This is a genomic window from Arthrobacter sp. M4 (assembly GCF_020251205.1).
GTDB lineage: Bacteria > Actinomycetota > Actinomycetes > Actinomycetales > Micrococcaceae > Arthrobacter.
Map to the genome: position 1 here is coordinate 1 of NZ_JAIWYX010000030.1, position 23,011 is coordinate 23,011.

Sequence of the window (23,011 nt, forward strand, 5' to 3'; positions counted from 1 at the left end):
GCGACGCGGACGGCGCCCTCTGTGCAGTGGATCCGGCGGACCAGCGCTCCGGGGGCGCCCGCGCCCAGGTCGTGGCCCCGGTTTCCGGCGCCCATGATCAGCCCGTCGGTGACGGTCACCATGCCAGTCCGGGTGCGGTAGGTGGTCTCGAGGACCATGGTGGGGCCGGCATAGCGGCGGGTGCGCGAGGTCTCGCCGTCGGGGCGGATCGACCAGAAACCGGCCTCGTCCCCGAGCAGGCGGCCGAAGACGGCAGGACTGTCGAAATGCGGGAAACAGAGCCAGTCCACCGAGCCGTGCGAGCTGACCAAGGCAGCGGACCTACAGTCCGAGAGAACGGCATACTCCGTGATAGGGCGATGACTCATCCCCATCCTCCCTTCCGTATGGCATGCAAAAGTCCAGCCCTCCCTGCGGGCAAGGCAGGGCCCGGACAACGCGGGCCGCGCGGTTCAGCCTAAGTTGCGCGAGTCCGCTGTCGGGCATGCCTCTCCCCCGCCCTGTCCGGCGCTACAGGGCGATGTAGATGTTCTCACCGCTTTCGTGAACGGTCTTGTTGAAGTTGATCACGTCCTTCACATTGACCCGTACACCTTCCTCAGCTCCCGTCGGTGGGTTGCCCAGGGCGCACTCGACGGTCAGAGTCGCCGGGAGATGCACATTCGGCGCGGCGTCCGGCGTCGCGACGATGTTCAGCATCAGTTTCCCGCCGAAGAACGACGCCGGGAGTCCCTGCGGGGTCGCGTCCCCGTAGGACTGGAAGCTGACAAGGCCGGTCGTGACGAAGGTGCCGGTGATGGTTTGTCCTGTCGCAGCGACATGGTGGGCGAAAGTCCCGCCTCCAGTAGCCGTCTTCTGGACGGTATCGAAGGTTCCGGTTGCGACAATGGTGACGACGTCGCCGTTCCCGGCCATCGCCTGGTTCCCCACCGGTCCGCCGAAGCTCTGGATAAGGGCATCGCCGACGTGGTATTCGAAGGAACCCTTCTCGGTGGCGGCGACTGCTGGAACGGCGCCGAACACGAGCAACGGTAGGGCGATCAAGAATGCAAAGAGCTTGCGCATAATCTCCTAGCCAATTCCCATGAAAATCTGGAACTTATCGGCCCTCCCGGCCCGAGTCAGAGCGGTGGAAACGTCCTCGCGGCGGGGCAGGGGCCTTTGAGCGCCTGCGACGCTGGATTCTGCGGCGCAGGGCTTCATCCCGCTCGGGGCATCACGCCGCGTGCGGAACGGACAGGATCCCCAGATGATCCGGCACATCAGAACAAACCGGGGCCAAAGGCTTCGGCCTATGAACATTGGCGCGCCGTGTCCTTCATTTGTCAAGAGAATCCCGAGTCAGCCTCCTTGTCATGACCGCGGGGCCGCACCTGCGCCCCGTCGGCCCATCGTCAGCTACATCACACTGCCCTGGTCCTTGAGCCAGGCCGCTGCTGCTTCCTTCGGGTTCTGTTTCTGGCTGCCGCTCACTACCCGGTTCAGCGCCATCAGATCCTCGGTGGTCAGGACCCGTGACACGGAGTTCAGGGCATCACGTGCCTTGTCGGTCATCCTGGCCTTGTTGTAAAGCGGCAGGACCTACTGGGCGATGAAGTTGTTCATCGGGTCCTCCAGTACGACAAGGTCGTTGTCGGCGATGGAGGGCGTGGTCGTAAAGATGTCTGCCACCTGGACCTGGTCCGAGAGCAGCGCCTTGAGCGTCACCGGTCCGCCGCCATCGGTGAACGGCTCGAGCTTCCTGGGCTCGCAACCGTAGTTTTTCTTCAGGCCCGGCAGGCCATGGGCGCGTTGGGCGAACGTAACCGGAGCGCCGATGGAAAGCTCGCTGCAAACCTTTGCCATGTCCGCGATGGACTTCAGCCGGTACCCTTTCGGCGGTGGCCCTGGTGACCACCATGGCGTCCTTGTTTTCAGCCACGGAAGCGTCCAGGACAGCAACTCCGCTGGGGAGCTTGCCCGGCAACGCCTTGACGATGTCCGCGGCGGAGATCTCAGCGACCCCCTTGTCCACGTAAATCAGCAGGCTTCCGCTGTAATCGGGAACAACGTCCACCGAGCCGTCCTGCACCGCTCTAAAGTAGACCTCGCGTGAGCCGATATTCGGCCTGGTACCGGCCGCCACTCCCGCGGCGTTCAGGGCACCTGCATAGACCTCCGCAAGGATCTGGCTTTCGGTGAAATCCGCCGAACCCACCACCAGGGATCCGCTGCCGGGGCCGGAACCGGTCGTGGCCCCGAAAGTGCCCAACGGCCGGGCCCACACTGCAGGCAGAAAGGATCAACGCCAATCCGACGCCGGCGGCGACGGCCCCGAAAGTGCGCCTACCAGGCAAGCTACGATGTGCTTCCCCCATGGAGTGCCTCCTCAGACAACAGGGGTCCAGGTACATCCGCCTCTACCGCAGGTACTCAGCGAATTCCCGCTCAAAATACTGCTTGGGCCGTGCCCCGATCACGGAGGCCTTCTGTCTTCCACCCTCGAAAAGAAGGACAGTGGGAATGGAAATGATGCCGAACCGGGAAGAGATTTCAGGGTTCTCGTCGACATTGACCTTGACCACCTCAATCTTGTCTGCACGCTCGTCCGCCAACTGCTCCAGCACCGGAGAAAGCATATGACAGGGCCCGCACCAGTCGGCCCAAAAATCCACAATCACGGGCTTGGCCGACGCTAGTACGTCAGCGTCGAACGACGCATCAGTCACGGTTCTCGTTGCCATGACTGCCCTCCTTACCTTTCCGATCACTGCACCCGCGCACCTGGGGGTAGTCACCACGTTATGCAGCACAGGGCCACCCGGTCTGTGTTCCTGCACACACAACGGCACTGCCCGGCGCCCGCCAGGACGCAAGCACAAAAGTGCCGGAACAGGGCCCCCGGGCGGGGCATTCGACGCCCCGTTCCCTCGGCCGGGATGCCGAGATCGGCGGGACCGAGAGGACGAGGCTTCGTGCGTATGCACAATTTGCCTCTAGACCTCTCGCGAACCCCGCTGGGTGACAGGTCACGCGGGCGCACGGCGTGATGGAAGCGCATGTTCGTCCCCTGGTCGTGCTTCAGACACGGCTGAGAGCCGCGCCCACCAAAACCGCGGAATCACGGACCTGTCTCCCAGTCGTGCCTCCCTCTCCAAGGTAGTTGAGACACCGGCTTCATGCGCGGGTTGCCTCGAGATGTCCGTTCCTGAGCTCACACGTCCTTCGTTGGAAGAAACGCCGTCGTTGACCCTTGCAACAATGCTGTTATGACCTAAGTCACCGACGGGACACCATCCGCGACATCATTAGCGGCAAATCCACCCCGCCTCATCGGCATCGACACCCCCGAGGTCACCGCTCCACCCAGACCAGCAGCGCTTCTGCGCGAGGCATCCCGCCGTGCCCACGAACTCCCGGACGGCGCGCAGGGTGCGGCTGAAATACGACCCAGCCAAAGCCGGCGCGACGGCGACGGCCGCACCCTGGCCTACATCTGGCTCAACGACACCGAACTCATCAACCAAAAACTGACCACCACCTGCCCGCGAGAAGCGGTCACTACGACCATCGTCCGCTGCTTCGCGAAAGGGCCCGGTCATGCCAGTGTCGCCTCATGAACCCGGCCCCAGCCGATTAATCATGTAGCCCGCCTCGCTGCGCGCAATGAAGGAGTATGCAACCAAAGACCACAACGGAACCGGGGCTCCCCCGCAACCCGGTCCCACCATCAGTCAGTCATGAAGCGGATCAGGCTGGCAGGCCGTTCCCTCCGCGACAGGCCCGGCGGGACTCCCTGCTAGGAAGTGACTCCCGGCCCTGCGGTCAGATGCACCGGCGGCAAGGTCATGTAGCTCCCACCCGCTCGCACCATGAAGGTCTGACCGAAGGATCGGCCTCCCCTGACCGGGGCACCGCCAAAAGAACTCCAGAAAACTTACGCCAAGGTCATGCAGCAGCCCTTGAAGTTGCCATGAACATGTATGAGCACCGAAACCCACAACCAGCAGCGCACAACCACACTCCCCCGGCGAACCTAGTCATGTCGCCCCGGCTGCACCAGACCATGAATGAGTGAGAAGCGAAACCTTCGCCCAACCACGAGAAAGGAAGCGCCGGCCCCGCGAACGACCAACCACAACTGAACACCGCGACTGACACACCGTCGGCAACACGCTGGCAAAGGTGTTGACAGTGTCAACAAGGCTGGAGCCCAAAAACCGCGCCCAGCCTGGGGGAAAACGCGTGCCCGAGGTGGGACTCGAACCTGAATTTCGCCCTTGCAAACAAAGGGAACTCGAGAAAACCGAAGCAATCCGGCTCAGTCCGGCGGATATACGACCCAGTCCGCGGCGAAAAGCGTTGACAATGTCAACACCGCCTTCCTGAGAGATTTTGAACAGATTCGAACAATGCAAAGCGACTGCCGCGCCCTATTTTGACGGGGCGCGGCAGTTGCTTTGTGTTCGAGGTAGGGCCTTCAAGATTTGATGACCGGAAATCGCCTGACCGGACACGGGGCGGTTGGGCCATGCCGCGTACAAGGCTGGTAAGCCAGCGGTGATACTGACGACCAGGCCCAGCATCAAGCAATCGTCAGCCCGACGAAACCTCCGTCATCGCTGTACTTCGAGAGAGACGATTCGTGGGCAGATCCAGAATTGCCGGTTCAGGCGATCTGAATCCGTTGGTCTCCGAGTTCGACCTCGATCCGCAGCCGGCCGCCGACCGCTTCGACATACTTGCGCAAGGTATCGACCTGGGCGCGATCAATATCCCCGTGCTCGATGCGGGACACCCTGTTCTGACTGACGTGCAGGCGGTCAGCCAGCTCAACCTGCGTCAAATCGGATGCCTCGCGGAGTTCCCGAAGCCGGTAGGCCCGGACCTCATCGAGCAGGCGCTTCTTATGGGCATCAACAACGGCCCGGTCCACGGGACGCTTTGCCACCATCTCCTCAATAGACGTCACTAGTTCGATTCTCCTTTCAGAATCCTCAGATGATCATCGAACAAGTCATCCGCAATCGGGATATTCGTCTTGTACCACCGGGTCCAATTGCCGGCCTTGTCTCCTGCAACAAGCAAGATCGCATGCCGCTCCGGATCGAATGCAAACAAAATCCGCAACTCCGACCGCCCGCTCGATCCCGGCCGAAGTTCCTTCATGTTCCTATGCCGCGAACGAACCACCGTATCGACAAGCGGACGACCCAGCTGCGGACCACGCTCAGCAAGAAGCTCCAACGCTGCGACCACCTGTTCGTACGAGTCCTGATCAAGCCCGACCAGCCACGTCTCCACAAGCCCCACATCAACGTTCCACACCAACACCACCCTACAACTCTTAGGTTCTACAACACAAGAGCTATATTGCGATCTTCTCGCTCGCGTCCAACCTGGGTCAATGTGCCCTTCATCGGAGGTGAATTGTGGCAATGTTCTTGGATCCGATACAGCAGGCCCAGCGATTGCGACTGCGGGCGGCCATGTCCGGCCGAGAACTCGAACCCAGGCTGTGCGGACTGCCCTTCGGTCATCAAGACGCAGCGAGCTGGCACTTGACTCGACCAGTTGCGTCAAACAACGGCAGCCACCCACGCGGCACGAGGAGGTCGCGCTCAAGCGTTTCGTTGTAGTTGCAAATTGATGCTAGCCGGAAGAAATGACGGATTCCGTCCGGATGTTCCCAGTTCCTGATACTGAGTTGATCACCAGCCAGTGTCCGGGCTGCGTCCGTGTCTCTCTGATGAAGGCATTCTGCGCCGTAGATTTGCCGGCACCGGGAGGGCCGGCGAGGACGATTGCTTTCCTGTCCCGGCGCACCTCGGGGTGTGCATCGGTAAAGCGGGCCAGCATCTCCGCGTGGAGCTGCCGACGACCAAGGCGCGGCTCCCCTCGTCGGACGTTGAACCATTCGGGGTTCTGGCTCGTGGCGTGCCGGCTGCGGGCCGTGAGGGGTCCGTCGTCTGCGCCCAGCGCCTCCAAGTAGGCGCGGTGGACTGCGGCCCGTTCTTCGGTCGTCACGCCTTACAGCGTAGTCATTCGGACGCGGAGACTTCGTCCGAGGCGTCGAGAATCAGCTCGTACGCCTCACCGTCGATGAGTCCCTCATCGAAGGCCTGGCCGACTTCCTCGAAGGAGCCGGGTGTATCCGGGTACGGGGTAGAGTCCCACTCGGCCTGCGCTGCGGCCAAGCCTTCGTTCTTCGCATAAGGCCACACGGACAGTTCGCGGATCATGGTGTCCCGGTCAATGTCGCCGGCCGCGTAGCGCTCGGCGATTTCGTAGGGGCTCGCACCGCTGAACCCTTCCGGGATCGGCTTCACCCCCCTGGCGTCCGCCTGCGTCAGCAGCTTGCTGATAGCCGGCTGACTGACGCCCAGAGCACGGGCAACAACACGCTGATCTGCCGTCTCCACGGCCGCCCGGATGTTCCTGATGTAGTCCAGGGCGCCAAGCTCGCGGCGTGCACGTGCACGGCGGGCGTTCGCAATTGCGGCCTCGGAGTTGGCGGCGATCGTCATGCCCGATCCTCCTCTACTGTATAACCAATGTTATCTCGACCGTGATGAGCTGTCAGTGCTGTGCACTTGCCGACCTCCCACAGCCTGTTACCGGCCCGGCATCCACCGGTAAGCAGTGGTGGGCTTCCCGCTGGCCGGTGCCCCCGGTTGTGCGCGGCTGCCCGCCAGGCACAGGGTCTTGGACAAACTCGTTCTCGAAAGCATCATGTTCTTGAACTGAACACCCACCACCTCAAGCACCTAAGTCCCACCTAGGTGCTCTGCCCCGAGCCGATCATTCTAATGTCTCCACCGGAACGGTAAAGGGCGCTTCGCGCCACTTCGTGATTGCCCTCCGGGCAACCCTAGACCATCCCGGCTCCGACAATGACCGGCCCGTATCGGGACAAAGCCCCACAGCGGCCGGCACTCAGCAATCCAGAAGCCGCGGACCCGACCTGACTGCCAGCAAACACAATTACCTAGGGGAACTTAATGGTGTTGAATGGTGCCACTGCCCGGCTCCGGTGTCATTTTCAGAAGCTGAAGGCAGAAATGTCAGAAGTCCTGTTCACTAAGCCATTGAGTGGCCGAGTGCCGGGCAGAAGCGACGTCAGCGCAGAGGAGTACCAGCAGCTTGTGTTCACAGGACACCACCCTGTAAATCACGGGAAGGTCAGCGCAATCAGCTTCTAAAAATGAGGGAGTATTGAACGCTTGGCAGGTCCTGGAGAGTTCGGTGCCGTGCATAACGTCAGGAGAGGATTGCGGAAGTTGGGTGGTGATAGTCGCCGCCCTGCAGCTTGTGGTTGTCACCGCCAGCACCTCGGCGCCAGTCCCCCGGTGCCTTAAGAGCCGGCTATGCGCCCAAGAGCCGTACCCACGCCGGCCTTTCCCGCCTCTAGGTGTTTGTTGTCCCTGCTGAAAGAACCCCGGGCCACCGTGATTGGCCCTGTTGGCACTCTTTGCCGTTGCCAACCCCAACCTTTCCATGTCGTTCTGTTGATGCTGCCGATAGGATCGGCGGCATGGGTGCCTGGAATAGAAAGCAACCAACCAAAGGCCAAGCCTTGTTCATGGGTGTTATTGCGCTGTTGCTGGCGACCAACATTGTGGTTGCCGTGTTGGTGGAGGGCCGCCCTGCGACCGTCCTCTTTTGGATTGTCCTGGCTATGGACCTAATTCTCGTGGCCATGAGCTTATGGTTGTACCGCCGAGCCGTGAAGAGGCCACCGACAGAATGAGGGCCATGTGTGGCCGCTACGTTAATGCCAAGGCTCGGGGCGATCTGCTGTCTTATTACGATGCGGTGGAAGGCAGTGACCAGCAGACTGCTCCGTCCTGGAATATTGCTCCGACTCAAGCCGAACCGATCATCACCGAACGCCTCGAAGAAGGCGGTGTGGTGGAAGGCCGCCTGCTGACGACACGGTGGGGCATGGTGCCAAGCTTCTCTGCACTACTAATTCTCCGAAACTACTGCAGGGCCTTCCAACTCGGGCAATCAAGCTAGAAACCCGTGAGTTCGCTCGGTACGCATGCCAACTTCCGGGGTGGTTGCGAGAACGTAACCAAATATTCTGGGGTGGCCCCAGAAGACTTCTCCCAAGCTGCGTCTCGAAGCTACCGGAACTCTGCAACAACTTGGATTGTCCCAACAATGTTTGAGTTGAATTCCGACAGATCCTCCGCAGGAATCCAGTATTCCAAAATGGATTTCCCACCAGCCTGGTGGACCTCGTAGCGGTCAAGGAAGTCCTTGCGGACCTGGAACCGTGTGACGAAGCCTGCGCCGCTGGTCTTGACGTTCCAGTCCCGAGCAATCATCGTTGCGTATTCCAAACTGAGAACTGGGTAGAAGATGGGCTGCTCCGGGAGCCTTGGAGGCCATTCACGCCAGCCGGAAGATTCGACCAGCGCCAGTTCCTCCGGCCCGGTCGGGCGCCACAGGGTTACAGTCTCCTGCCTGGTTGAAGTCATCGGGCCCGCCAAAACCTATCGGATTCCTGACCATGGGCTGCTCTGCGGCCCCTTAAATGTCCGAGGTTGACGCACGGAGGCGTGCCTGCAGCTCAAAGAACTCAATCTTGAACGTTTGCACGGGGCTCACGAGCCCACCTCTTGATCGTACGGTGAGACCGTCCCGAACCCCACGATTCTCCCGTCATACCAGAGTTTGAAGGCAACGCCTGGAGTCGCGTAAATGCGGCCGATGTCATTCCAGAACATGAGTTGGGCCTTTGCCTGCGTTCCCGGGATGACTGCGTTCGGTCCACTGATCATTGCACCGATTTGAATTTCTGCGTCCGCTGACTCCCGGTCAAGGTTTTCAAAGACTAATAAGAGCGATGGGGTTGGTGTCGGCATGGGCCCCCGTAGCCCTCCATCTGCAGTCGCCAACAGTTCTAGTTCGCAGGCGACTGAATAAGGCGTGGTCACCGGATTGTCCCCATGCACTGGACGTTGCAGATTCTTGAAACGTCAGGTGTGCGAATGAACAATGCGGGCCCCTCCCCCGCAGCATTGACCGGTTCAGCCCGGTCGATGACGCTGCGCGGCGCCTGACCGCGTGTGAGTGTCTGAGGTCCTGGCACGGTGCTTTCGTTGTACATCTTGCCAAGGTTCTCAGCTTGCTCCCGTGTTGGGAAGAAGTATTTGCCGTTGCCCATGCTCGGCACCCTGTACGCTCCGGTCTTGGCGATGTCGGCTGCTTCATCCGGACCAACGACTCGCCAGACGTCAACGAGTTCGTCTCCCTTGCTAGCGACTCTCCCGCCACTTTCGAGGGCTTTGATGCCGCTGGCGGCGCCTTTGATGAGTCTGCCGCCAGGGACGATGGCTGCGGCTGACAGAACGGCCTCGCCGACCGCGTCGCCGCAGGAGCCTTTGCCGCTTTGGCAGGTGTTGTAGGCCTGGATGGCTTTGGTTCCTGCGTGGACTACGCCTGCACCGATGGATATTGCGCCCAGGACGGCTCCGACCGGGGCGCCGACGCCGGTGGCAGTTGCGACGATGGCGAGGACTCCGGCGACGTCGGAGACGATGCCGCTGACGTTTTGGACTCCGTCGAGGAATTCGTCCCAGGAGAAGAGCCCGGTGATGTCGATGTAGCGGAGGGGGTTGGCTGTGCCGTAGGTGTAGGTTCCGGAGATGCTGCTGGAGGCTGCCGGGTCGGGTGTGAGGAATGTTCCGGCTGTTGTGTCGTATTGGCGTGCGCGCAGGTGGGTGAGGCCGGTGGGGTCCTGGTATTGGCCGAGCCAGCCCAGGGGCGGGGCGTTGGGGTTGTTGGGTCCGGTGGCCCGTGGTCGCCCGTAGGGTTCCCATGCACCGGAGGCGGTGATGGTGCCGGTGGCGTCGGTGAGGGCGCGGACAGAGCCTAGCCTGTCGGTGTGGAAGTATGCTGCGGCCCCGGTAGCGTCGTTCGCGGTGAGGGGCTGGTCGCCGTTGGTGTAGTGCCGGATGAGGGCGCCGTTGGTGTCCAGTTCGTTGGCGAGCCGGTAGAAGGGGTCCCACTCGAAGGTGGTCTTGGCTGTGCCGAGGGTGGCGCTGAGCCGGCGGCCGTCGCCGTCGTACTTGTAGCTGGTGGTGCCGGCTGGTGTGGTGACCGTGGCAGTGCGTCCGCCCCTGGTGTAGGTGAAGGTCTTGTTGCCGGCGGTGAGTGTCTGGCCGCGGTAGTCGTAGGTGTAGTTGGTGGTGCCGCCGGGTCCTGTGCTTTGGGTGCGTTGTCCCTTGGTGTTGTAGGTGTGGGTGGTGGTTTGTCCGTTGCGGGTGTCGGTGAGGATGTTTCCTGCGTGGTCGTAGCTCCACTCCAGGATTTCGGTGCTGCTGGCGCAGGTTGTGGTGTAGCAGGCCTTGGTGAGCCGGTCGAGGGTGTCGTACGTGAAGGTATCGGCGGTGCCGTCGGGGCGGCTGATGCTGACGGGGTTTCCGGCGGTGTCGTAGGCGTAGCTTTCGTCCAGCAGGGTCGCGGCGCTGGTGGCGTCGGTGATGCGGGTGAGCTGGCCGAGGTTGTTGTAGGTGCGGGTTGCCTGTGAGCCGTTGGCGCGGGTGACGGTGAGGGTGTTGCCGTCGGCGTCGTAGGTGTAGTTCGCGACCACTGCGGCGCCGTTCCTGACCTGGGTGACTCGGCCGTCTGCGTCGTAGGTGTAGCCGGTGACGGCGCCGTCGTAGGCGAGGGTGAACGTGCGGCCGGCGCGGGTGACGGTGGTGAGCCGGTCCAGGGAGTCGTAGGCGTAGGTGGTGGTGCCGTTGAAGTCCTGCATGGAGGCACGGTTGCCGTTGGCGTCGTAGGTGTAGGTGACGTCACCGTCGTTGCTGAGGGGCAGGTCTGCATTGATCAGCCTGCCCGCGTTGTCGTACTTGTATGTGGTGACGGCGTTTTGCGGGTCTTTGATGCTCGCGATCTGGTTCCGCCGGGTGTACGTGATCGTGTAGGTGCCCAGCGCGTTGGTGAACGTGGTGGCGCGGTTGGCCGCGTCGTACTGCAGGGTCGTGGTCCGGCCCATGGCGTCCGTTGTGGTGGTGATGTTGCCGTTGGCGTCGTAGGCGGTGGTGGTGGGCGGGACGGTCAGGTCCGGCCCCTGTACGGAGGTGACGTGCCCGGCGGCGTCGTACTGGTAGGTCGTGGATCGGCCGGAGGTGTCGGTGGCTTTGGTGACCTGGCCATCGGCGGTGTATTCGACGGTTTCGTATTGTCCGGCGGGGTTGGTGGCTTTGACCATGCGGCCGAGCGCGTCGTATTCGTACCGCCAGGTGAACTGGTTCGGGTCGGCCCCGGGTGCGTTGCCCCGGGGGGAGACGACACTGGTCACCCGGCCAGCGGTGTCGTAGCCCATCGAGGTTACCGAGCCCAGCGGAGTGGTGGACCTGGTCTGGTCCCCGTCGGCGCTGTATTCGGCGGTGCTGACGTTTCCGAGCGGGTCGGTGGCGGAGGTGATGTTCCCGGCCGCGTCGTAGCCGAAGGAGCTGGTGATGGTGCCGCCTGCTGGGTTGGGCCGGCTGAGCTGGGTGAGGTTGTTGGCGGTGTCGTAGCCGCGGGTACTGGTGTAGCCGCGGGCGTTGACCGTGGTCGTGGGCAGGTGCTGAGAATTGTAGGTGGAGTTGACCGCCGCCGTGGTGCCTTGGAAGGACTTCACATCTCCGCTGGGGGTGTAGCTGATGGCGTTGCGTACTCCGTCCGGGCCGAACGTGGCGATCAGCCGCAGCTGGGTGTCGTATTCATAGTCCGTGGTGTTGCCGACGGGGTCGATGCGGCGCTGCAGCACGTTGCCGAGGTAGACGTCCTTCCAGACCCCGCCCCGCGGGTCGGTCATCGTCGCGGTGGAGGCCGCGGCGTCCCAGCTGAAGGTGCTGTGGTTGCCCAGCCCGTCCCATTGCTCGGTGACCCTGCCGGTGATGATGTCGTAGGCGCTCCGCACGACCGTCTTCCCCGACGGTGCCTTGACCTCGGTGAGCCGCTGTGCGGCGTCGTAGGTGTAGGTGATGGTGCCGGAGAGGGCATTGGTGGCCCCGGTCAGCAGCCCGTTTGTGTAGCTGTAGCTGATGGTTTGCCCTGCGGAGGTCTGGGCGCCGGTGATCCTGCCCGCCGTGGTGTCCCATGTGAAGGTGATGGACCGGGTCCCGTCCGTGACCTGGGTCAGGCGCCCGCCCGTGTCATAGCTGTAGGTGGGGCCGCGTCCGGAACCGTCGGTGAGGGAGGTGAGCCAGCCCTGGGTATTGAAGGAGTGCGTCAGCCCGGACCGGGTGGTTGCCGTCCACGTGCCGTCCTGGTTGTGGGTGAGGGTGGACGTGGCCCCGGGCGGGGCGGTGTAGCTGCCGTCCGGGTTCTGGGTGAACCGGACCCGCTGCCCGGTTCCGGCTTTCAGCACGGCCTCGGTTCCCTGCACTGTCAGGCGCGTGTCGTAGCCCAGGCTCCAGCCGCGGCCGAACGGACCCTCCGCCGCGTCAGCCGAAGTGTAGAAACGGTTCACCGACAGGCTTGCCGTTTTGGACGCCAGGCCAAGGTCGGTTTCGGAGTGCGTGAAGGCTCCGATCGCCGTGTTCACGGGGTCGGCCTGCGAACCAGTGGGAGCGGAGGCCAGCTCCGATCCGCCGTCCGGCCCGTAGACCTGCCCGTCGGCAACGGAGCCGGCATAGGTCCCGACGCCGTTGATCCCGGCGGACGGCATCGGCGGTGCCGCGGTCAGTGCCGGGATGACCTTGGTGTAGTAGCCGGTTATCGACAGTTGGTTCTGCTGGCCGCACGTGCTTCCTTGGACGAAGGCCTTGGTCACTGCCGGGATGTACGTCGTGTTTGAATCCCAACAGGGTGTGGGTGGTGGCGGGTCATCCACGACCCGCCCCCACCAGTTGTTTGTGAGGTCCTGGAGAGCTTGGAAGGCGGGTTTCTCGCCGACGCCCCCGAGGAGGGAGTTGCCCTGCATGTCCAGCTGTTCCCTCGTCGGGGCATTGCCGGCCGCGCTTATCGGCTTGGCAACGTAGTTGTCGTAGAACCTCACCCGCGTGGGATACAGGAAATCGGCGCCGGTGCCAGTTGAGTCCTCGAAAATGTTCTCCGTGAAGGTACCGCTGTCCGCGCTGACCCCGCAGCCACTGTCGTAGAAACGGTTGTTCGCAACCCTGACATCTCCGGCCCCACTTGCGACATACACTCCCGCGGATTGGATGTTCTGAAGGTCACTGTTAGTGAGCGACAGCGAGGCCTTGGACGAGACCCAAAGGCTCCCCGAGGCACACCCACCCCCGGCGTATCCTCCGTACTGAATCTTTAACCGGTCGATCACCGATTGAGTCGTCGCTGAATTGGTGAAGTTGATCATGTACCAGTCACCCCGCGCGGGTGCCGTGGCAGCACCATCGCCGTTGGTGTCCCCACCGATGCTGTCGTCGCGGTGGGACGTAAAAATCACCGGTGCAGCCGCGGTCCCCCGCGCGACCAGCTGGCCGTAGATCGTCATCCGCCCATACTTGTCCGACGGGTTGCCGAGCTTCACGATGACACCGGGCTCGATCGTCAGCCGCACGCCTGCGGCAACGGCCAGATTGTCCTGCACCCAGTAGGGCGAGCCTGACATCGTCCAGACGGTGTCCGAGTACAGGGTTTGGTTCGTGATGACTGTCGCCGCCCTGGCCTGCGGCAGCGGCCCTGCAATACCGATAAACCCTGCCGGGCCAACCGCCACGGCAAGCAGCACAACAAGCCAGAGCTTGAACGAAGTCAGTGGACGGGTTTGTCCGGCCATCACGATCCCCCAGTTCAGGAAGCCGCCGTCATTGACGACACTCTCTTCACCACGGGGGTCGTGCTTTAAGTGACGTGCGGCGGCCATTCAGGGGAGAACGGAAATGACCGGAAGGAAGCAGGCTTACGCCGGCGCCGGAAACATCCAATCCCCGATGAACTTTCGACGACATGAGACCCAAGGCAAACCGATACTGCGAAAACCCCGGCCCTCGAAGAGAGATACGCCCGACAGTAGGAGTGTCCCACCGGTAGATCAACGATCTTGATCCAATCTTGGGGAAAAACTAGGTTAACCGCCGACTTGGCCCGCCCCCCGAGGGTTCGGTGGACACCAGCTCAATGGAAGCCTTGTCGGGGTCGGCGCCGGACACGCTCAAACACGCAATGCGGGCATTCCAAGAGCCACAGGGCCGTTAGCCACGGTGGTGGTCTGGCGGATTTCTTCCTCAAGGAGGCGGAGCGTGAGGTCGATACCTTCAATTTCGCCTCGCCAACCTTCCGTGACCGCCCGATCGCGGCGTTGCTGGAGATCCGTCCGGAGCACCAAGAGCCGGGGCTGCATTTTCGGATCGACCTGGAGCATGGGCTTAGTGCAGTTAACCGAGCGCACTATTGTCATCCGTGACGGGGACAGGACCAGTTTGTTTTCCAGGCAGGGGAAAAGACCTCGCCAAATACCTCCCGGACCTGGTACCAGGGGCTGGGGAGATGATCCCCCAGGGTGCATCGTGGACGGCGAAGCCGCGGTGTGGTCCGGTGACCGGCTGGACTTCGACGCTCTGCAGCGCAGGCTCAGCGCCGGGAAGGATTCCCTCCGTGAGCTGCCTGCCAGCTTCGTCGGGTTTGACGTGCTGTGCGTGGCAGGCCAGGACACCAGGCACCTGCCGCTGCGGGACCGGCGGGCACTCCTGGAGGAACTCGCCACGGAATGGTCCGCACCCTTGTCCCTCTCCCCCACCACCACCGACCCGGAGATCATCGCCGGGCTGCCCGTCGCGGGCAGGCTGCGCATCGTCGGCAGGTCCGCGCCGCTGACCGCCGCCGCCAGCCGGGCACTGGCAAAGTGGCTGCGGCCCGCCACGCCCGGGCACCCCTGGCCCGTCACCGTCAAAGGCACCACCTTGGACCGCTTCAACCGGGACGCCACTCCGGTCACGCTGACCCTCGTTGAACCCATCGTCGTGGAAGTCGCAGCGGACACCGCATGGTCGGGCCGGTCGTTCCGCCACGCCCTTCGTTTCGAGCGTGCCAGGCCGGAGCTCGACCCAACACAGGTCACGGCTCCGGCCCGTTAGGGAGCCTTCGGCACCCACACCGGCGGCTGGCACCAAAGGGGGATTCTCTCATCGAGTTCCCTGATGCGCTCCGGGTGCCTGCCATGCCGGGCATGCCGACGATAGGTGGCAATCCAGCCCGCCAAAGCACGCTCTGCTGCGTCGCCGGAAGCGGCGTACGGTGGCCGGCCATTGGCCTGTATCCAGGCGATCAGCTCGTCCCGGCGCTCCTGCCACAGCCTGCCGCTGTGGAAGGCATGGCGGTCCGCCGATCCCGGGCACGCCTTGTCCAGAACCCGGGACGCTGCCTGCTCCAACTGGCCTCTCCGATTGAGCAGCCGGATCCTGGCCAGGGCTTGTCCAAGGTCCTTCTCCTCGTCGGCAAGCGAGGGCGTCTTCGGCAGAGTTCCGGTCTTACGGAAGTACGCCACGATCCGCCTCGCGGACGGGACAGCACCATCCGGCAATGAGTGCGGGGCGTAATCAGGCACCAACCCACGATAACGGGCCAAGTCAGTACTCGGCGCTTGAGACGAGGAATTCTCACGGTTGAGTCCATGGAGGCGGGCGTGGTCTTGCACCGGCACTGACCGGGCCCGGCTCGTCAGCCCGCGCGGATGCCATTGTCGGCGAGGAACTCGCGGGCACGGCCCATCTGGCGGTCGGTGGAAAAGGCGTACCACTGTTCGCTAAGGTTTTCGCCGTGGACCAGACTGCGGAACCGGAAGAAGGCACCTTTGCCCTCGATCGCCCGCTTCAGCCGCTCTCGAAGGGCCTCATCGCGCTGCCGCTCGATGAAGGCCGCCATGTCCTGCCAGCCGTTCCGCGAACCGGTGCGGTCCAGTCGAAGCCAACGGTCAGGCTCCTCCTCCACGTCGATCGCGGCACCCTCCCCGACCATCATCGAGTCAGTGAAGGTATCGTCGTACACCTGCCCGGTGCGCAGGTCGAGATAGCCACCGGTAGACAGCTCGAGATCCCCTTCCAGCACGGTGCTGAGCATGTCCAGGGCCACAGGCACCACTCGGTCGGTCAGCGGCACGCGGCGAAGACAAGCCAGCAGGTCCTCGGCCAGCACCTGGTCACCAACTCCGCCGCGCCAATTCAGCCGGTTGATAACCGAGATTGCCACCGGCTCGGCTTCCTGGCGTCTCTGCTCCAGCGCCATAGGTATGCCAGTCCCCACCTGTTGCAGAGCGTCATCGATGTCGCGTCCCGTCACCGCCGCAAGAAAGCGGGCCGCATCTCCAGCCGCGATGGCTGCGCGCAGCTCGGACAGGTCGAGCCCCGGCACCTGGACCTGTCCGGGCCACGCATGCAGCAGCATCGGGTGCGAACGGCTCGGCCTCCCCGGCGCCCGGCTCTCCCCGTCGTCGGTAGCCCACCGGCGACCGTACTGGTCCGGGATGCTGCCCCAGCCCCAGTACGGCAGTGGGGCATCAGGACGGATACCCAATACCTCCAGCGGGTCGACCTTTACCTCGCCGACCACGCATCGGTGAATCCAGGCGTCACCCAGGTCGAACGTGAACCGAAACTCAGTCCCCGGCTCCACAGTCCGGGCGACCTTGGCAGCAGCGATGTCGATTGGTGCGATGATCGGGCCCCCGATCGATCCGGCCATCTCGGCTCCCGTCTCTTCGTCAGTGATTACCCGGCCATCGGCCAGGGTGAACATTGACAGGTGCGAGCGGTCCCATCGGGCGAAGGCATCGTTTATAGCAGTGGCGAGATCCATGAACGTGTGTGAGGGTCCGACCGCGAAGATACGCCCGGGCCAAGGCCAGAACTCCTCACCACGACCACCGAGCAGCTCCACCGTAACCGACAACCAGGTTCGCGCCATACCCCAAGGATGACACGCGCTGCGGTGCTGCCTAGACGCGTTACCAGTGCCCCGCGCGGCAGCATTCCGCACGAGGGCGCTGTTCGGCGAGTCGGACGAGCGAAAACTTTTGCACGCGCTTGAATGTGATGATGTGGCTGCGATCCATGGCAGCTCACTGCTATCCCGATTGAGGATCCTTCTGCGGGCTCGGCGCGGCCGCGGCGATCACCACCCTTGGCAGCATCGATTGTCGGCGATAGGCTGCGGAAACCGGGCCGGCCGCGGCTCGCGAGACAAGGGGACCCGCGTTGAGAGCGTTTCCATGCCTTGTTTATCCGTGCAGTGGGTGGCTGTGAAAACAGGTCAAGGTCCGCAACGGTGAGGGCTGTAGCCTCCCCGAAACGGGTTCCTGTCATGACAAGAAAATTCGTGAAGGCCTTGTAGCGCTCCCCCATGCCCTCCATGACCATGCTGAACTCGGCGTGGGTGAGGAACCTGGCTTCATCCTCAGGCTTTTCCAGGGTGGGCAGCTGCACACCACGGCAAGGATTCCGGGGAATATACCCAAGCATTTGCGCAGTATTCATGGCCGCAGAGATCAATCCATGCACGTTGTGGACCGTCTTCGGAGCACGGCCCTTTCGCATCATCGACTTCACCCAATGCGCCAGATGGCGATAATCGAGCTCATCCACAGGAACGTGACCGATCACATCCCGCACATGAAGGTCAAGCATCCTCTGGTAAGTCTTGATAGTTCCGCTCGAGGGCCGGATCAACAGATCAATGTGTTCCTGGATGACCCCCGCGGCGGTCGGTACCCGCCTTGCACTGGCCAGCATCGCATGCTGCACGATGTCGAAGGACTGACCCGTTGGCATCCAGCAGCCGCTTCAGCGTTTCCGCTTCGATGCCGGTCGCAACCGTGAGGCCCCGTTGCTTGCGCGACTTCCGATCGCGCCAGCGCACCATATAGGACCTGGAGCCGTCCTTCCTGGAACGCATCCTGATGCTCGCCACCCAAGAAGGCTACGCCGCAGTCCACACTCCCGGGGGACTTTGATGCCCCGATTGTTGTCAAGGGTCCCCTGAGCCATGTGTCGCACAAGCCACCAGGGCCGGCTGCCAGACACCGTGCGGCCGCTGCGAACCACCGGCGCCCACCTTTCCAATCATGCAGTTCCCGCACGGCGCCACCATGAAGAAGTGGGGATCGACGAACCGGCATCCTCGCCAGGGAAACCGGCCGAAAAAAGTTCAAAAAAATACGTCCGGGTCATGCAGCAGCTAACAAAGTCACCATGAACATGTATGCGAACAGAAAATCTCAAACGGCAGCGCACAACCCCGCTCCCCCCGCGTCGGTCATGCCGCTACGGCTGCACCAGACCATGAATGAGTGAAAAGCCAAGACATCGCCCAACTTCAGAGAAAGGAATGTCGGTCCCCGCCAACGGCCAACCACAACTGAACATTCTCGCAACTGACACACCGCCAGCAACACGCTGGCAAAGATGTGGACAGTGTCCACACCGGCTAGGGCCCAAAATGGCCCCCAGCCTAAGGGAAAACGTGTGCCCAAGGTGGGACTCGAACCTGAATTTCACCCTTGGAAACAAAGGGAACTCCGGAAAACATAAGCAATCCGGCCCAGTCCGGCAGATATACGACCCAGTCCGAGGCGAAAAGCGTTGACAATGTCAACACCGCCCTTCCTGACAGATTTTGAACAGATTTGAACAGCACAGAGCGACTGCCGCAACCCATTTCAGGGGCGCGGCAGTCGCTCTTTGCCCGGATCAGCGGCCTTCCGGAATTAGTTTCAGCGTCGTCGCGCTACGTCCAGGCTCCTCGGTGTACGAATCGAGAATGGCATCGTAGGCGTCGCCGTCGATAAGTCCCTTGTCGAACGCCGCACCCACTTCCTCGAACGTTCCAGGCGGATCCGGCGGGAGAACAGCCTTCCATTCAGTGGCCAACTGTTCACTGTGGTCCGGCGCCTTCACATAAGGCCATGCCGAGAGCTGGCGGATCATTTCGTCCCTGCCGATTTCACCGGCCGCGTACCGCTCGGCGATCTCAAACGGGCTTGCCCCGCTGAACCCTTCCGGGATGGCCTTCACACCCTTGGACCCGGCCTTCGACTATGCCTGGCTGATCGCGGATTGTGTGATCTTCAGTGCGCGGGCGATGTCCTGCTGCGGCGCACCAAGGCGCACGGCTTCCTGGATCGCGCGGACGTAGTCAAGCCGGCCGAGGTCCGCCCGGGCCAAAGCCCGACGTGCCTGGTCAATGGCCTGCCCAGCATTGAGAACCGTCACGCCGCACCTCCATTATTAGCATGCTTATATTTGCTACCTTATCAAGGCGGGCACCGAAAGGGCTGCCCGGCGACACTCCGGGCCTGCGTGATCCCACGCCCGGCCATCCACCAATAGACGGTGGCCAGCTTCCAGCGCACTGGTGCTCTTGTGGTTATGTACAGCCGCCCGCATGCAACGGGTCTTGGACAAACTCGTTCTCGAAGGCATCATGTTCTTGCACCGAACACCCGGCCATTTCAAACGCCTAAGTCCCACCTAGGTGCTCTGCCCCGAGCCGATCATTCTAATGTCTCCACCGGAACGGCAAAGGGCGCTTCGCGTCACTTCGTGATGGCCCTCCGGGCAACCCTTGACCGCCCCGGCTCCGACAATGATCGGCCCGTATCGGGACAGAGCCCAACAGTGGCGGCCACTCAAACAGGAAGGAACCAGGCGGCCACCAACCCAACCGCCAGCAACGAAAAAGCCAAAGGAGAACCACACCACAACCACCGGCCGCATCCTTCCGGAGTCCGACGGTGCCTACCTGTAGGGTCAAGCCATGGAATCAGCGCCTCCTGCTTCAGTGATCGGCCGTTTAGCGGACGAACTGTCCTGGGCCGGATCGAGCATCCGCCGCCTCAGGAACGGCGGCCGGGGAGACGAAAATGTGCTCACGGCAGAAGTAGTGCTGCTCCTGCCGCTACTGCCCCGGACCGCTTTCCTGGGCGGCGTGCTTATGGCAGCCCACGGTGCGCGGACAAGACCCGGACCCTGGTGACGTCAGGCCTGGAACACGCCACAGTACAGATGTTCCCGGACGAGATCACCATTCCGGGCACCCGCATCCGCGTTCAGCCCGATGCTGCCATCGGGCAAGATAACGCCGCGGTTCTCATCGAAGCCAAAGGCACCAGGAAGGCCGCCCAGTTCCAAAAGACGCAACTGGCACGCGAATACCTGGCCCTGATGACCGGCCCACGCGAGCACAAATTGCTCCTGATCATCATGGATACCGCTCCCCCGGTCCGTATTCAGTCAGCAGGACGCCTCGACCTGTTCGACGGCGTCAAAGCCGGCTTGCAGGAACTGTGCTCTGCTGCAGCTTTTTCGGCCGCCGATGGCCAGCGTCTCAGCCGGGCCATTCCCGAGACCGTTTGCTGGATCACCTGGCAGGAGATCCGCGCCGTTGTCGCCAATGCAGCGGTACACTACCCCTGCAGTGACGTCAGCCTGGCCGGCACACTCCGGCGCCTGGCGGAGGGCGTAACCCACGCCATCGACTGGCATTCCGGACCTACTGAAATGGCCCTGCCCCCGCAATCGGGCGACCAGCTGTGAACCCTCAGAACTCCGCTTCAGCACAAACAGATTTCAGTGGATTGTTCTGTTTAGCATCTGTGCCATGCAGTCAGGCTTGATGCCGAAGGTGCTGCCTATTCGGATTTGTGCTGCTTCCGGTGTCAGCTTGCTGGTCCTCATTGGGCGGCGCGGCTACCCGGAGGCGGGCGGGTGTTTGCCTGCCGCCGGTGTTTCGCCGTCTTCCCGGATAGCGCGGATGCACCGGGTTGATCCTGATTTTCCGGGCAGCACTGCCGGATCCCGGCTCTCCGAGCAAACCCCTCCTGTGGTTGTCGCGAACCCGGGTAATGTCGTCCCGGCGTTCGGATGCGTTGGGCCATTACCGGGGAAGTTAGGCCATCTCGCGTTGGGAGGGTCTCTCTACGGTGATCGCTCACGGTCTTAGGCTGGCCCGACGGCAGGTTTTGCATGGACGTGCCGTCCAACATGAGGATCATGTTCACCTCAGGTCCGGAACCCTCCGGGCCTGATCCATCGGCGGTTCGCCCCGGTACTGGGATCCGGGACGAACCGGGCCGGTGACGGAGTCAGGATCCGTGTCGCCGTTTAGGGCGGTGCCTTTGGCCCCCGGTGTGGGGTCGTGAACCAGGGCTCGCCAACGCCTATGCCTAGCCTTAGCCGATGAAGGTTACGAGGTCGGCGCAGAAGTCGCGGTCTTGCGTGTCCGCCTGTCCCGGGTCGACGATTACCCGGATGAAGTCGAGGAACTGATCGTCAGACGGGTCTGCAGGTGTGCCGCCGTTGTCCACGAGGATCTCGGCCCTGAGGGTTCCGGTGTCCATGAACAGACGCGTTCCGTCCGGACCGTAGACCTTGCTGACGCCGGTTGAAGAATTCACGATCGTGAACGTGCCGTCGCCGTCGTCGGTAATGGTCTGATCCTTTTCCTGCACGACGCGCGTGACAGTGAAGGTCTTGCCGTTGAGGGTGTTCGTCCACGTATCGGTCACCCGGAACGGATTCACCGCGTAGGGCAGGCCGTCACCGAGCGGCCTGATAAGAAACATCCCCTCAACCTGCCATTCGTGCAGCACCGGGAAGTCCACCACACCGGAACAGAATCCGGGGAACTGTTCCTGGGCAATGGCACTGCCCCAATCCGAAAAATGTTCATGTTCTATGGGCCGCGCCATCGCAGGGCTGGCCCCAGCGATGGCGATCCCGGCTGCGGAGACCGCAGCTCCCATCGCGGCGAGTGCTTTATGCTTCATGATTCCTCCTCTGTTCGGTGGCCCGCAGCAGTGAGCCAGGCATGGTGTGCTGCGTTCATCTGTGTTCGCAGGAAGTTTGTCGTTCAGCGGGGCCACAATTCCCGGGAACGCGATGTGCCTCATGGGGAACTAGTGGCTGCGCGACGGCCGGATGGAATCTTCGCAATGGAGGGACTCCCTGCGCCGTGAGGTGAGGAGAGCCCGGCACAGCGATGTCCCTGGCTTTCAAGACCCTGCGGTGACGTTGATCCTCGGCCGTTCACTGCGTGCTCCTCCGCACCACGGATTTGTCTGGAGCCCAGACAGACGGGGATTTCTTGGAAAGAACACGACTCCCGGCGATTCCCCCGCACCAGAGCACGAGTGCTTGTTTAGTGCGGTGAAGGCAGCATGCAGCTACCCGCAAATTGCCAGCTCGGAAAGCGCCGGCACCCGGATGTCCGGGTAACGGTTCCTGCCTCGCCAGGCCCAACGGGCTCGAAGCCTCGCGCAGACAAGGACGCGTCGGAGGCCGACGCCCCGTCGTCGACGACGACACACGTGCCGCCATCCTCGCCCGCCGCGAACGCGGCGAGTTCATCCGAACCCTCGCCGCCGGCGTCGGCAGATCCACCGGTGTCGTCCACAAGACCCTCACCCAGGCGCCGGCCGCAACAGCCACGGCTGTCCCGGAAAGGGGCGCGGCGGCTCAATAGCGGCGAAATGCCTCGTTTGAACTCGTCGAAACGCCTAGTTGTATCGCGTCGGATTTCCTAACTGCATGGCGTCCATCTGCTAGGTTTGTCGTATGCCCTACCACCGCCGTGTCATTGACGAGCTGCTTGATGAGCTGTTCCCCCATCTGGCGGCCATTGCGTTGGAGGGCGCCAAGGGCGTCGGCAAGACCGCGACCGCGATGCAGCGCGCGCGGACGTTGATCTCGCTCGACCTCCCGGCCCAGCGGGAGATCGTCGCCGCCGACCTCGACTACGTCACGCAGGTGCAGTCCCCGGTCCTGATCGACGAGTGGCAGCTCGCGCCCGCGGTGTGGGACCGCGTCCGCAAGGCCGTCGACGACGACGCACGCGGTGGTCAGTTCCTCCTGGCCGGTTCTGCCGTAGTTGGGCCCGGTGTGCGCATCCACTCCGGCGCGGGCCGGATCGTCAGTCTCCCGATGCGCCCGCTCTCGATCGCCGAGCGCGGCCTCATCGAACCCACGGTGTCCTTGGCGCAACTGCTGACCGGCACTCGGCCGGCGATCAAGGGCCGCTCCGACGTCGATCTGGCCGGGTACGTGGACGAAATCCTCGCCTCCGGGTTTCCCGG

The 23,011-nt window shown here is 62.9% G+C and carries 24 protein-coding genes and 2 pseudogenes; 8 read left to right on the forward strand and 18 right to left on the reverse strand.

Annotation, left to right across the window (positions count from 1 at the left end; all coding sequences use genetic code 11):
* From LD110_RS22790 to trxA, 4 genes and pseudogenes are all read right to left on the reverse strand, one after another.
* Positions 1 to 368 (reverse strand): trehalase-like domain-containing protein (locus tag LD110_RS22790; protein WP_263855469.1); only part of this gene is annotated, 368 nt, incomplete at its 3' end.
* 142 nt (positions 369 to 510) lie between these two features.
* Entirely contained in the window at positions 511 to 1,065 is a 555-nt protein-coding gene (locus tag LD110_RS22795; protein ID WP_225502228.1) for a hypothetical protein, read from the reverse strand.
* A gap of 333 nt (positions 1,066 to 1,398) precedes the next feature.
* Positions 1,399 to 2,357 (reverse strand): annotated as a pseudogene (locus tag LD110_RS22800) (ABC transporter substrate-binding protein).
* 42 nt (positions 2,358 to 2,399) lie between these two features.
* Entirely contained in the window at positions 2,400 to 2,723 is a 324-nt protein-coding gene (gene trxA / locus LD110_RS22805; RefSeq protein WP_225502229.1) for a thioredoxin, read from the reverse strand.
* A gap of 639 nt (positions 2,724 to 3,362) precedes the next feature.
* On the opposite strand from trxA, the gene LD110_RS24145 reads away from it, so the two are divergent.
* The gene (locus tag LD110_RS24145; RefSeq protein ID WP_374200385.1) at positions 3,363 to 3,599 is read left to right on the forward strand and encodes a hypothetical protein; all 237 of its coding nucleotides are present in this window, start codon (positions 3,363 to 3,365) and stop codon (positions 3,597 to 3,599) included.
* Between the two features lie 1,049 nt (positions 3,600 to 4,648).
* Here the strand turns inward: LD110_RS24145 and LD110_RS22815 are convergent.
* The 4 genes from LD110_RS22815 to LD110_RS22830 form a co-directional block, all read right to left on the reverse strand.
* The gene (locus LD110_RS22815) at positions 4,649 to 4,951 is read right to left on the reverse strand and encodes a helix-turn-helix domain-containing protein (protein WP_225502230.1); all 303 of its coding nucleotides are present in this window, start codon (positions 4,949 to 4,951) and stop codon (positions 4,649 to 4,651) included.
* Positions 4,951 to 5,307, reverse strand: a complete 357-nt coding sequence (locus tag LD110_RS22820; protein WP_225502231.1) for a type II toxin-antitoxin system RelE/ParE family toxin — start codon at positions 5,305 to 5,307, stop codon at positions 4,951 to 4,953. The genes LD110_RS22815 and LD110_RS22820 overlap by 1 nt, the downstream gene beginning before the upstream one ends.
* A 324-nt stretch (positions 5,308 to 5,631) precedes the next feature.
* Entirely contained in the window at positions 5,632 to 6,006 is a 375-nt protein-coding gene (locus LD110_RS22825) for a hypothetical protein (protein ID WP_225502232.1), read from the reverse strand.
* 14 nt (positions 6,007 to 6,020) lie between these two features.
* Entirely contained in the window at positions 6,021 to 6,506 is a 486-nt protein-coding gene (locus tag LD110_RS22830) for a helix-turn-helix domain-containing protein (protein ID WP_225502233.1), read from the reverse strand.
* A 1,007-nt stretch (positions 6,507 to 7,513) separates the two neighbouring features.
* On the opposite strand from LD110_RS22830, the gene LD110_RS22835 reads away from it, so the two are divergent.
* Both LD110_RS22835 and LD110_RS22840 read left to right on the forward strand, forming a co-directional pair.
* Entirely contained in the window at positions 7,514 to 7,729 is a 216-nt protein-coding gene (locus LD110_RS22835; RefSeq protein ID WP_225502234.1) for a hypothetical protein, read from the forward strand.
* Positions 7,730 to 7,734: 5 nt separating this feature from the next.
* Positions 7,735 to 7,998: an SOS response-associated peptidase family protein gene (locus LD110_RS22840; protein WP_225502235.1), complete on the forward strand. Its 264-nt coding sequence runs from the start codon at positions 7,735 to 7,737 to the stop codon at positions 7,996 to 7,998.
* Positions 7,999 to 8,108: 110 nt separating this feature from the next.
* Here the strand turns inward: LD110_RS22840 and LD110_RS22845 are convergent, their stop codons facing one another.
* The 4 genes from LD110_RS22845 to LD110_RS22860 all read right to left on the reverse strand — a co-directional run bounded on the left by LD110_RS22845 (position 8,109) and on the right by LD110_RS22860 (position 14,311).
* Complete coding sequence (locus LD110_RS22845) at positions 8,109 to 8,465, reverse strand: hypothetical protein (protein ID WP_225502236.1); 357 nt, start codon at positions 8,463 to 8,465, stop codon at positions 8,109 to 8,111.
* Positions 8,466 to 8,591: 126 nt separating this feature from the next.
* Positions 8,592 to 8,768 (reverse strand): hypothetical protein, encoded by a 177-nt coding sequence (locus LD110_RS22850; RefSeq protein ID WP_225502237.1) that lies wholly within the window; start codon positions 8,766 to 8,768, stop codon positions 8,592 to 8,594.
* Positions 8,769 to 8,920: 152 nt separating this feature from the next.
* A complete protein-coding gene (locus tag LD110_RS22855) occupies positions 8,921 to 13,813 on the reverse strand; it encodes a DUF6531 domain-containing protein (RefSeq protein ID WP_225502238.1) in 4,893 nt (1,630 codons plus the stop codon).
* Positions 13,814 to 14,101: 288 nt separating this feature from the next.
* Positions 14,102 to 14,311, reverse strand: a complete 210-nt coding sequence (locus LD110_RS22860) for a hypothetical protein (RefSeq protein ID WP_225502239.1) — start codon at positions 14,309 to 14,311, stop codon at positions 14,102 to 14,104.
* Here LD110_RS22860 and LD110_RS22865 point away from each other — a divergent pair.
* On the forward strand, positions 14,310 to 15,023 hold the full coding sequence (locus LD110_RS22865; RefSeq protein WP_225502240.1) for an ATP-dependent DNA ligase: 714 nt from the start codon (positions 14,310 to 14,312) through the stop codon (positions 15,021 to 15,023). The two genes, LD110_RS22860 and LD110_RS22865, sit on opposite strands and share 2 nt — an antisense overlap.
* On the opposite strand, the gene LD110_RS22870 is transcribed toward LD110_RS22865, so the two are convergent.
* The 5 genes and pseudogenes from LD110_RS22870 to LD110_RS22885 form a co-directional block, all read right to left on the reverse strand.
* Positions 15,020 to 15,493 (reverse strand): hypothetical protein, encoded by a 474-nt coding sequence (locus LD110_RS22870; protein WP_225502241.1) that lies wholly within the window; start codon positions 15,491 to 15,493, stop codon positions 15,020 to 15,022. The two genes, LD110_RS22865 and LD110_RS22870, sit on opposite strands and share 4 nt — an antisense overlap.
* A 113-nt stretch (positions 15,494 to 15,606) precedes the next feature.
* Positions 15,607 to 16,848 (reverse strand): UPF0158 family protein, encoded by a 1,242-nt coding sequence (locus tag LD110_RS22875; protein WP_225502242.1) that lies wholly within the window; start codon positions 16,846 to 16,848, stop codon positions 15,607 to 15,609.
* Between the two features lie 581 nt (positions 16,849 to 17,429).
* Positions 17,430 to 17,711, reverse strand: a pseudogene (locus tag LD110_RS24150) (site-specific integrase); the annotation flags it as partial.
* A gap of 918 nt (positions 17,712 to 18,629) precedes the next feature.
* Positions 18,630 to 18,953: a hypothetical protein gene (locus tag LD110_RS22880; protein WP_225502243.1), complete on the reverse strand. Its 324-nt coding sequence runs from the start codon at positions 18,951 to 18,953 to the stop codon at positions 18,630 to 18,632.
* A gap of 21 nt (positions 18,954 to 18,974) precedes the next feature.
* Positions 18,975 to 19,151 carry a hypothetical protein gene (locus LD110_RS22885; RefSeq protein ID WP_225502244.1) on the reverse strand — a complete coding sequence of 59 codons (177 nt, stop codon included), beginning with the start codon at positions 19,149 to 19,151 and terminating at the stop codon, positions 18,975 to 18,977.
* A 544-nt stretch (positions 19,152 to 19,695) separates the two neighbouring features.
* On the opposite strand from LD110_RS22885, the gene LD110_RS22890 reads away from it, so the two are divergent.
* Together LD110_RS22890 and LD110_RS22895 are read left to right on the forward strand one after the other, a co-directional pair.
* Positions 19,696 to 19,914, forward strand: a complete 219-nt coding sequence (locus LD110_RS22890; protein ID WP_225502245.1) for a hypothetical protein — start codon at positions 19,696 to 19,698, stop codon at positions 19,912 to 19,914.
* A complete protein-coding gene (locus LD110_RS22895) occupies positions 19,911 to 20,474 on the forward strand; it encodes a hypothetical protein (RefSeq protein ID WP_225502246.1) in 564 nt (187 codons plus the stop codon). Before LD110_RS22890 ends, LD110_RS22895 begins: the two co-directional genes overlap by 4 nt.
* A gap of 635 nt (positions 20,475 to 21,109) precedes the next feature.
* Here LD110_RS22895 and LD110_RS22900 read toward each other — a convergent pair.
* Entirely contained in the window at positions 21,110 to 21,706 is a 597-nt protein-coding gene (locus LD110_RS22900; protein ID WP_225502247.1) for a hypothetical protein, read from the reverse strand.
* Between the two features lie 407 nt (positions 21,707 to 22,113).
* On the opposite strand from LD110_RS22900, the gene LD110_RS22905 reads away from it, so the two are divergent.
* A complete protein-coding gene (locus LD110_RS22905) occupies positions 22,114 to 22,401 on the forward strand; it encodes a helix-turn-helix domain-containing protein (RefSeq protein ID WP_225502248.1) in 288 nt (95 codons plus the stop codon).
* A 92-nt stretch (positions 22,402 to 22,493) separates the two neighbouring features.
* Positions 22,494 to 23,011, forward strand: a 518-nt coding sequence (locus tag LD110_RS22910) for an AAA family ATPase (protein ID WP_225502249.1), incomplete at its 3' end; no start/stop codon positions are given.

What these genes read in the sequence shown, in the direction of transcription:
- LD110_RS22795 (WP_225502228.1), bottom strand. Translation starts at nt 1,065, where the DNA reads ATGCGCAAGCTCTTTGCATTCTTGATCGCCCTACCGTTGCTCGTGTTC.
- trxA (WP_225502229.1), bottom strand. Translation starts at nt 2,723, where the DNA reads ATGGCAACGAGAACCGTGACTGATGCGTCGTTCGACGCTGACGTACTA.
- LD110_RS22830 (WP_225502233.1), bottom strand. Translation starts at nt 6,506, where the DNA reads ATGACGATCGCCGCCAACTCCGAGGCCGCAATTGCGAACGCCCGCCGT.
- LD110_RS22835 (WP_225502234.1), top strand. Translation starts at nt 7,514, where the DNA reads ATGGGTGCCTGGAATAGAAAGCAACCAACCAAAGGCCAAGCCTTGTTC.
- LD110_RS22840 (WP_225502235.1), top strand. Translation starts at nt 7,735, where the DNA reads ATGTGTGGCCGCTACGTTAATGCCAAGGCTCGGGGCGATCTGCTGTCT.
- LD110_RS22845 (WP_225502236.1), bottom strand. Translation starts at nt 8,465, where the DNA reads ATGACTTCAACCAGGCAGGAGACTGTAACCCTGTGGCGCCCGACCGGG.
- LD110_RS22850 (WP_225502237.1), bottom strand. Translation starts at nt 8,768, where the DNA reads ATGATCAGTGGACCGAACGCAGTCATCCCGGGAACGCAGGCAAAGGCC.
- LD110_RS22855 (WP_225502238.1), bottom strand. Translation starts at nt 13,813, where the DNA reads ATGGCCGCCGCACGTCACTTAAAGCACGACCCCCGTGGTGAAGAGAGT.
- LD110_RS22865 (WP_225502240.1), top strand. Translation starts at nt 14,310, where the DNA reads ATGGGCTTAGTGCAGTTAACCGAGCGCACTATTGTCATCCGTGACGGG.
- LD110_RS22860 (WP_225502239.1), bottom strand. Translation starts at nt 14,311, where the DNA reads ATGCTCCAGGTCGATCCGAAAATGCAGCCCCGGCTCTTGGTGCTCCGG.
- LD110_RS22875 (WP_225502242.1), bottom strand. Translation starts at nt 16,848, where the DNA reads ATGGCGCGAACCTGGTTGTCGGTTACGGTGGAGCTGCTCGGTGGTCGT.
- LD110_RS22890 (WP_225502245.1), top strand. Translation starts at nt 19,696, where the DNA reads ATGGAATCAGCGCCTCCTGCTTCAGTGATCGGCCGTTTAGCGGACGAA.
- LD110_RS22900 (WP_225502247.1), bottom strand. Translation starts at nt 21,706, where the DNA reads ATGAAGCATAAAGCACTCGCCGCGATGGGAGCTGCGGTCTCCGCAGCC.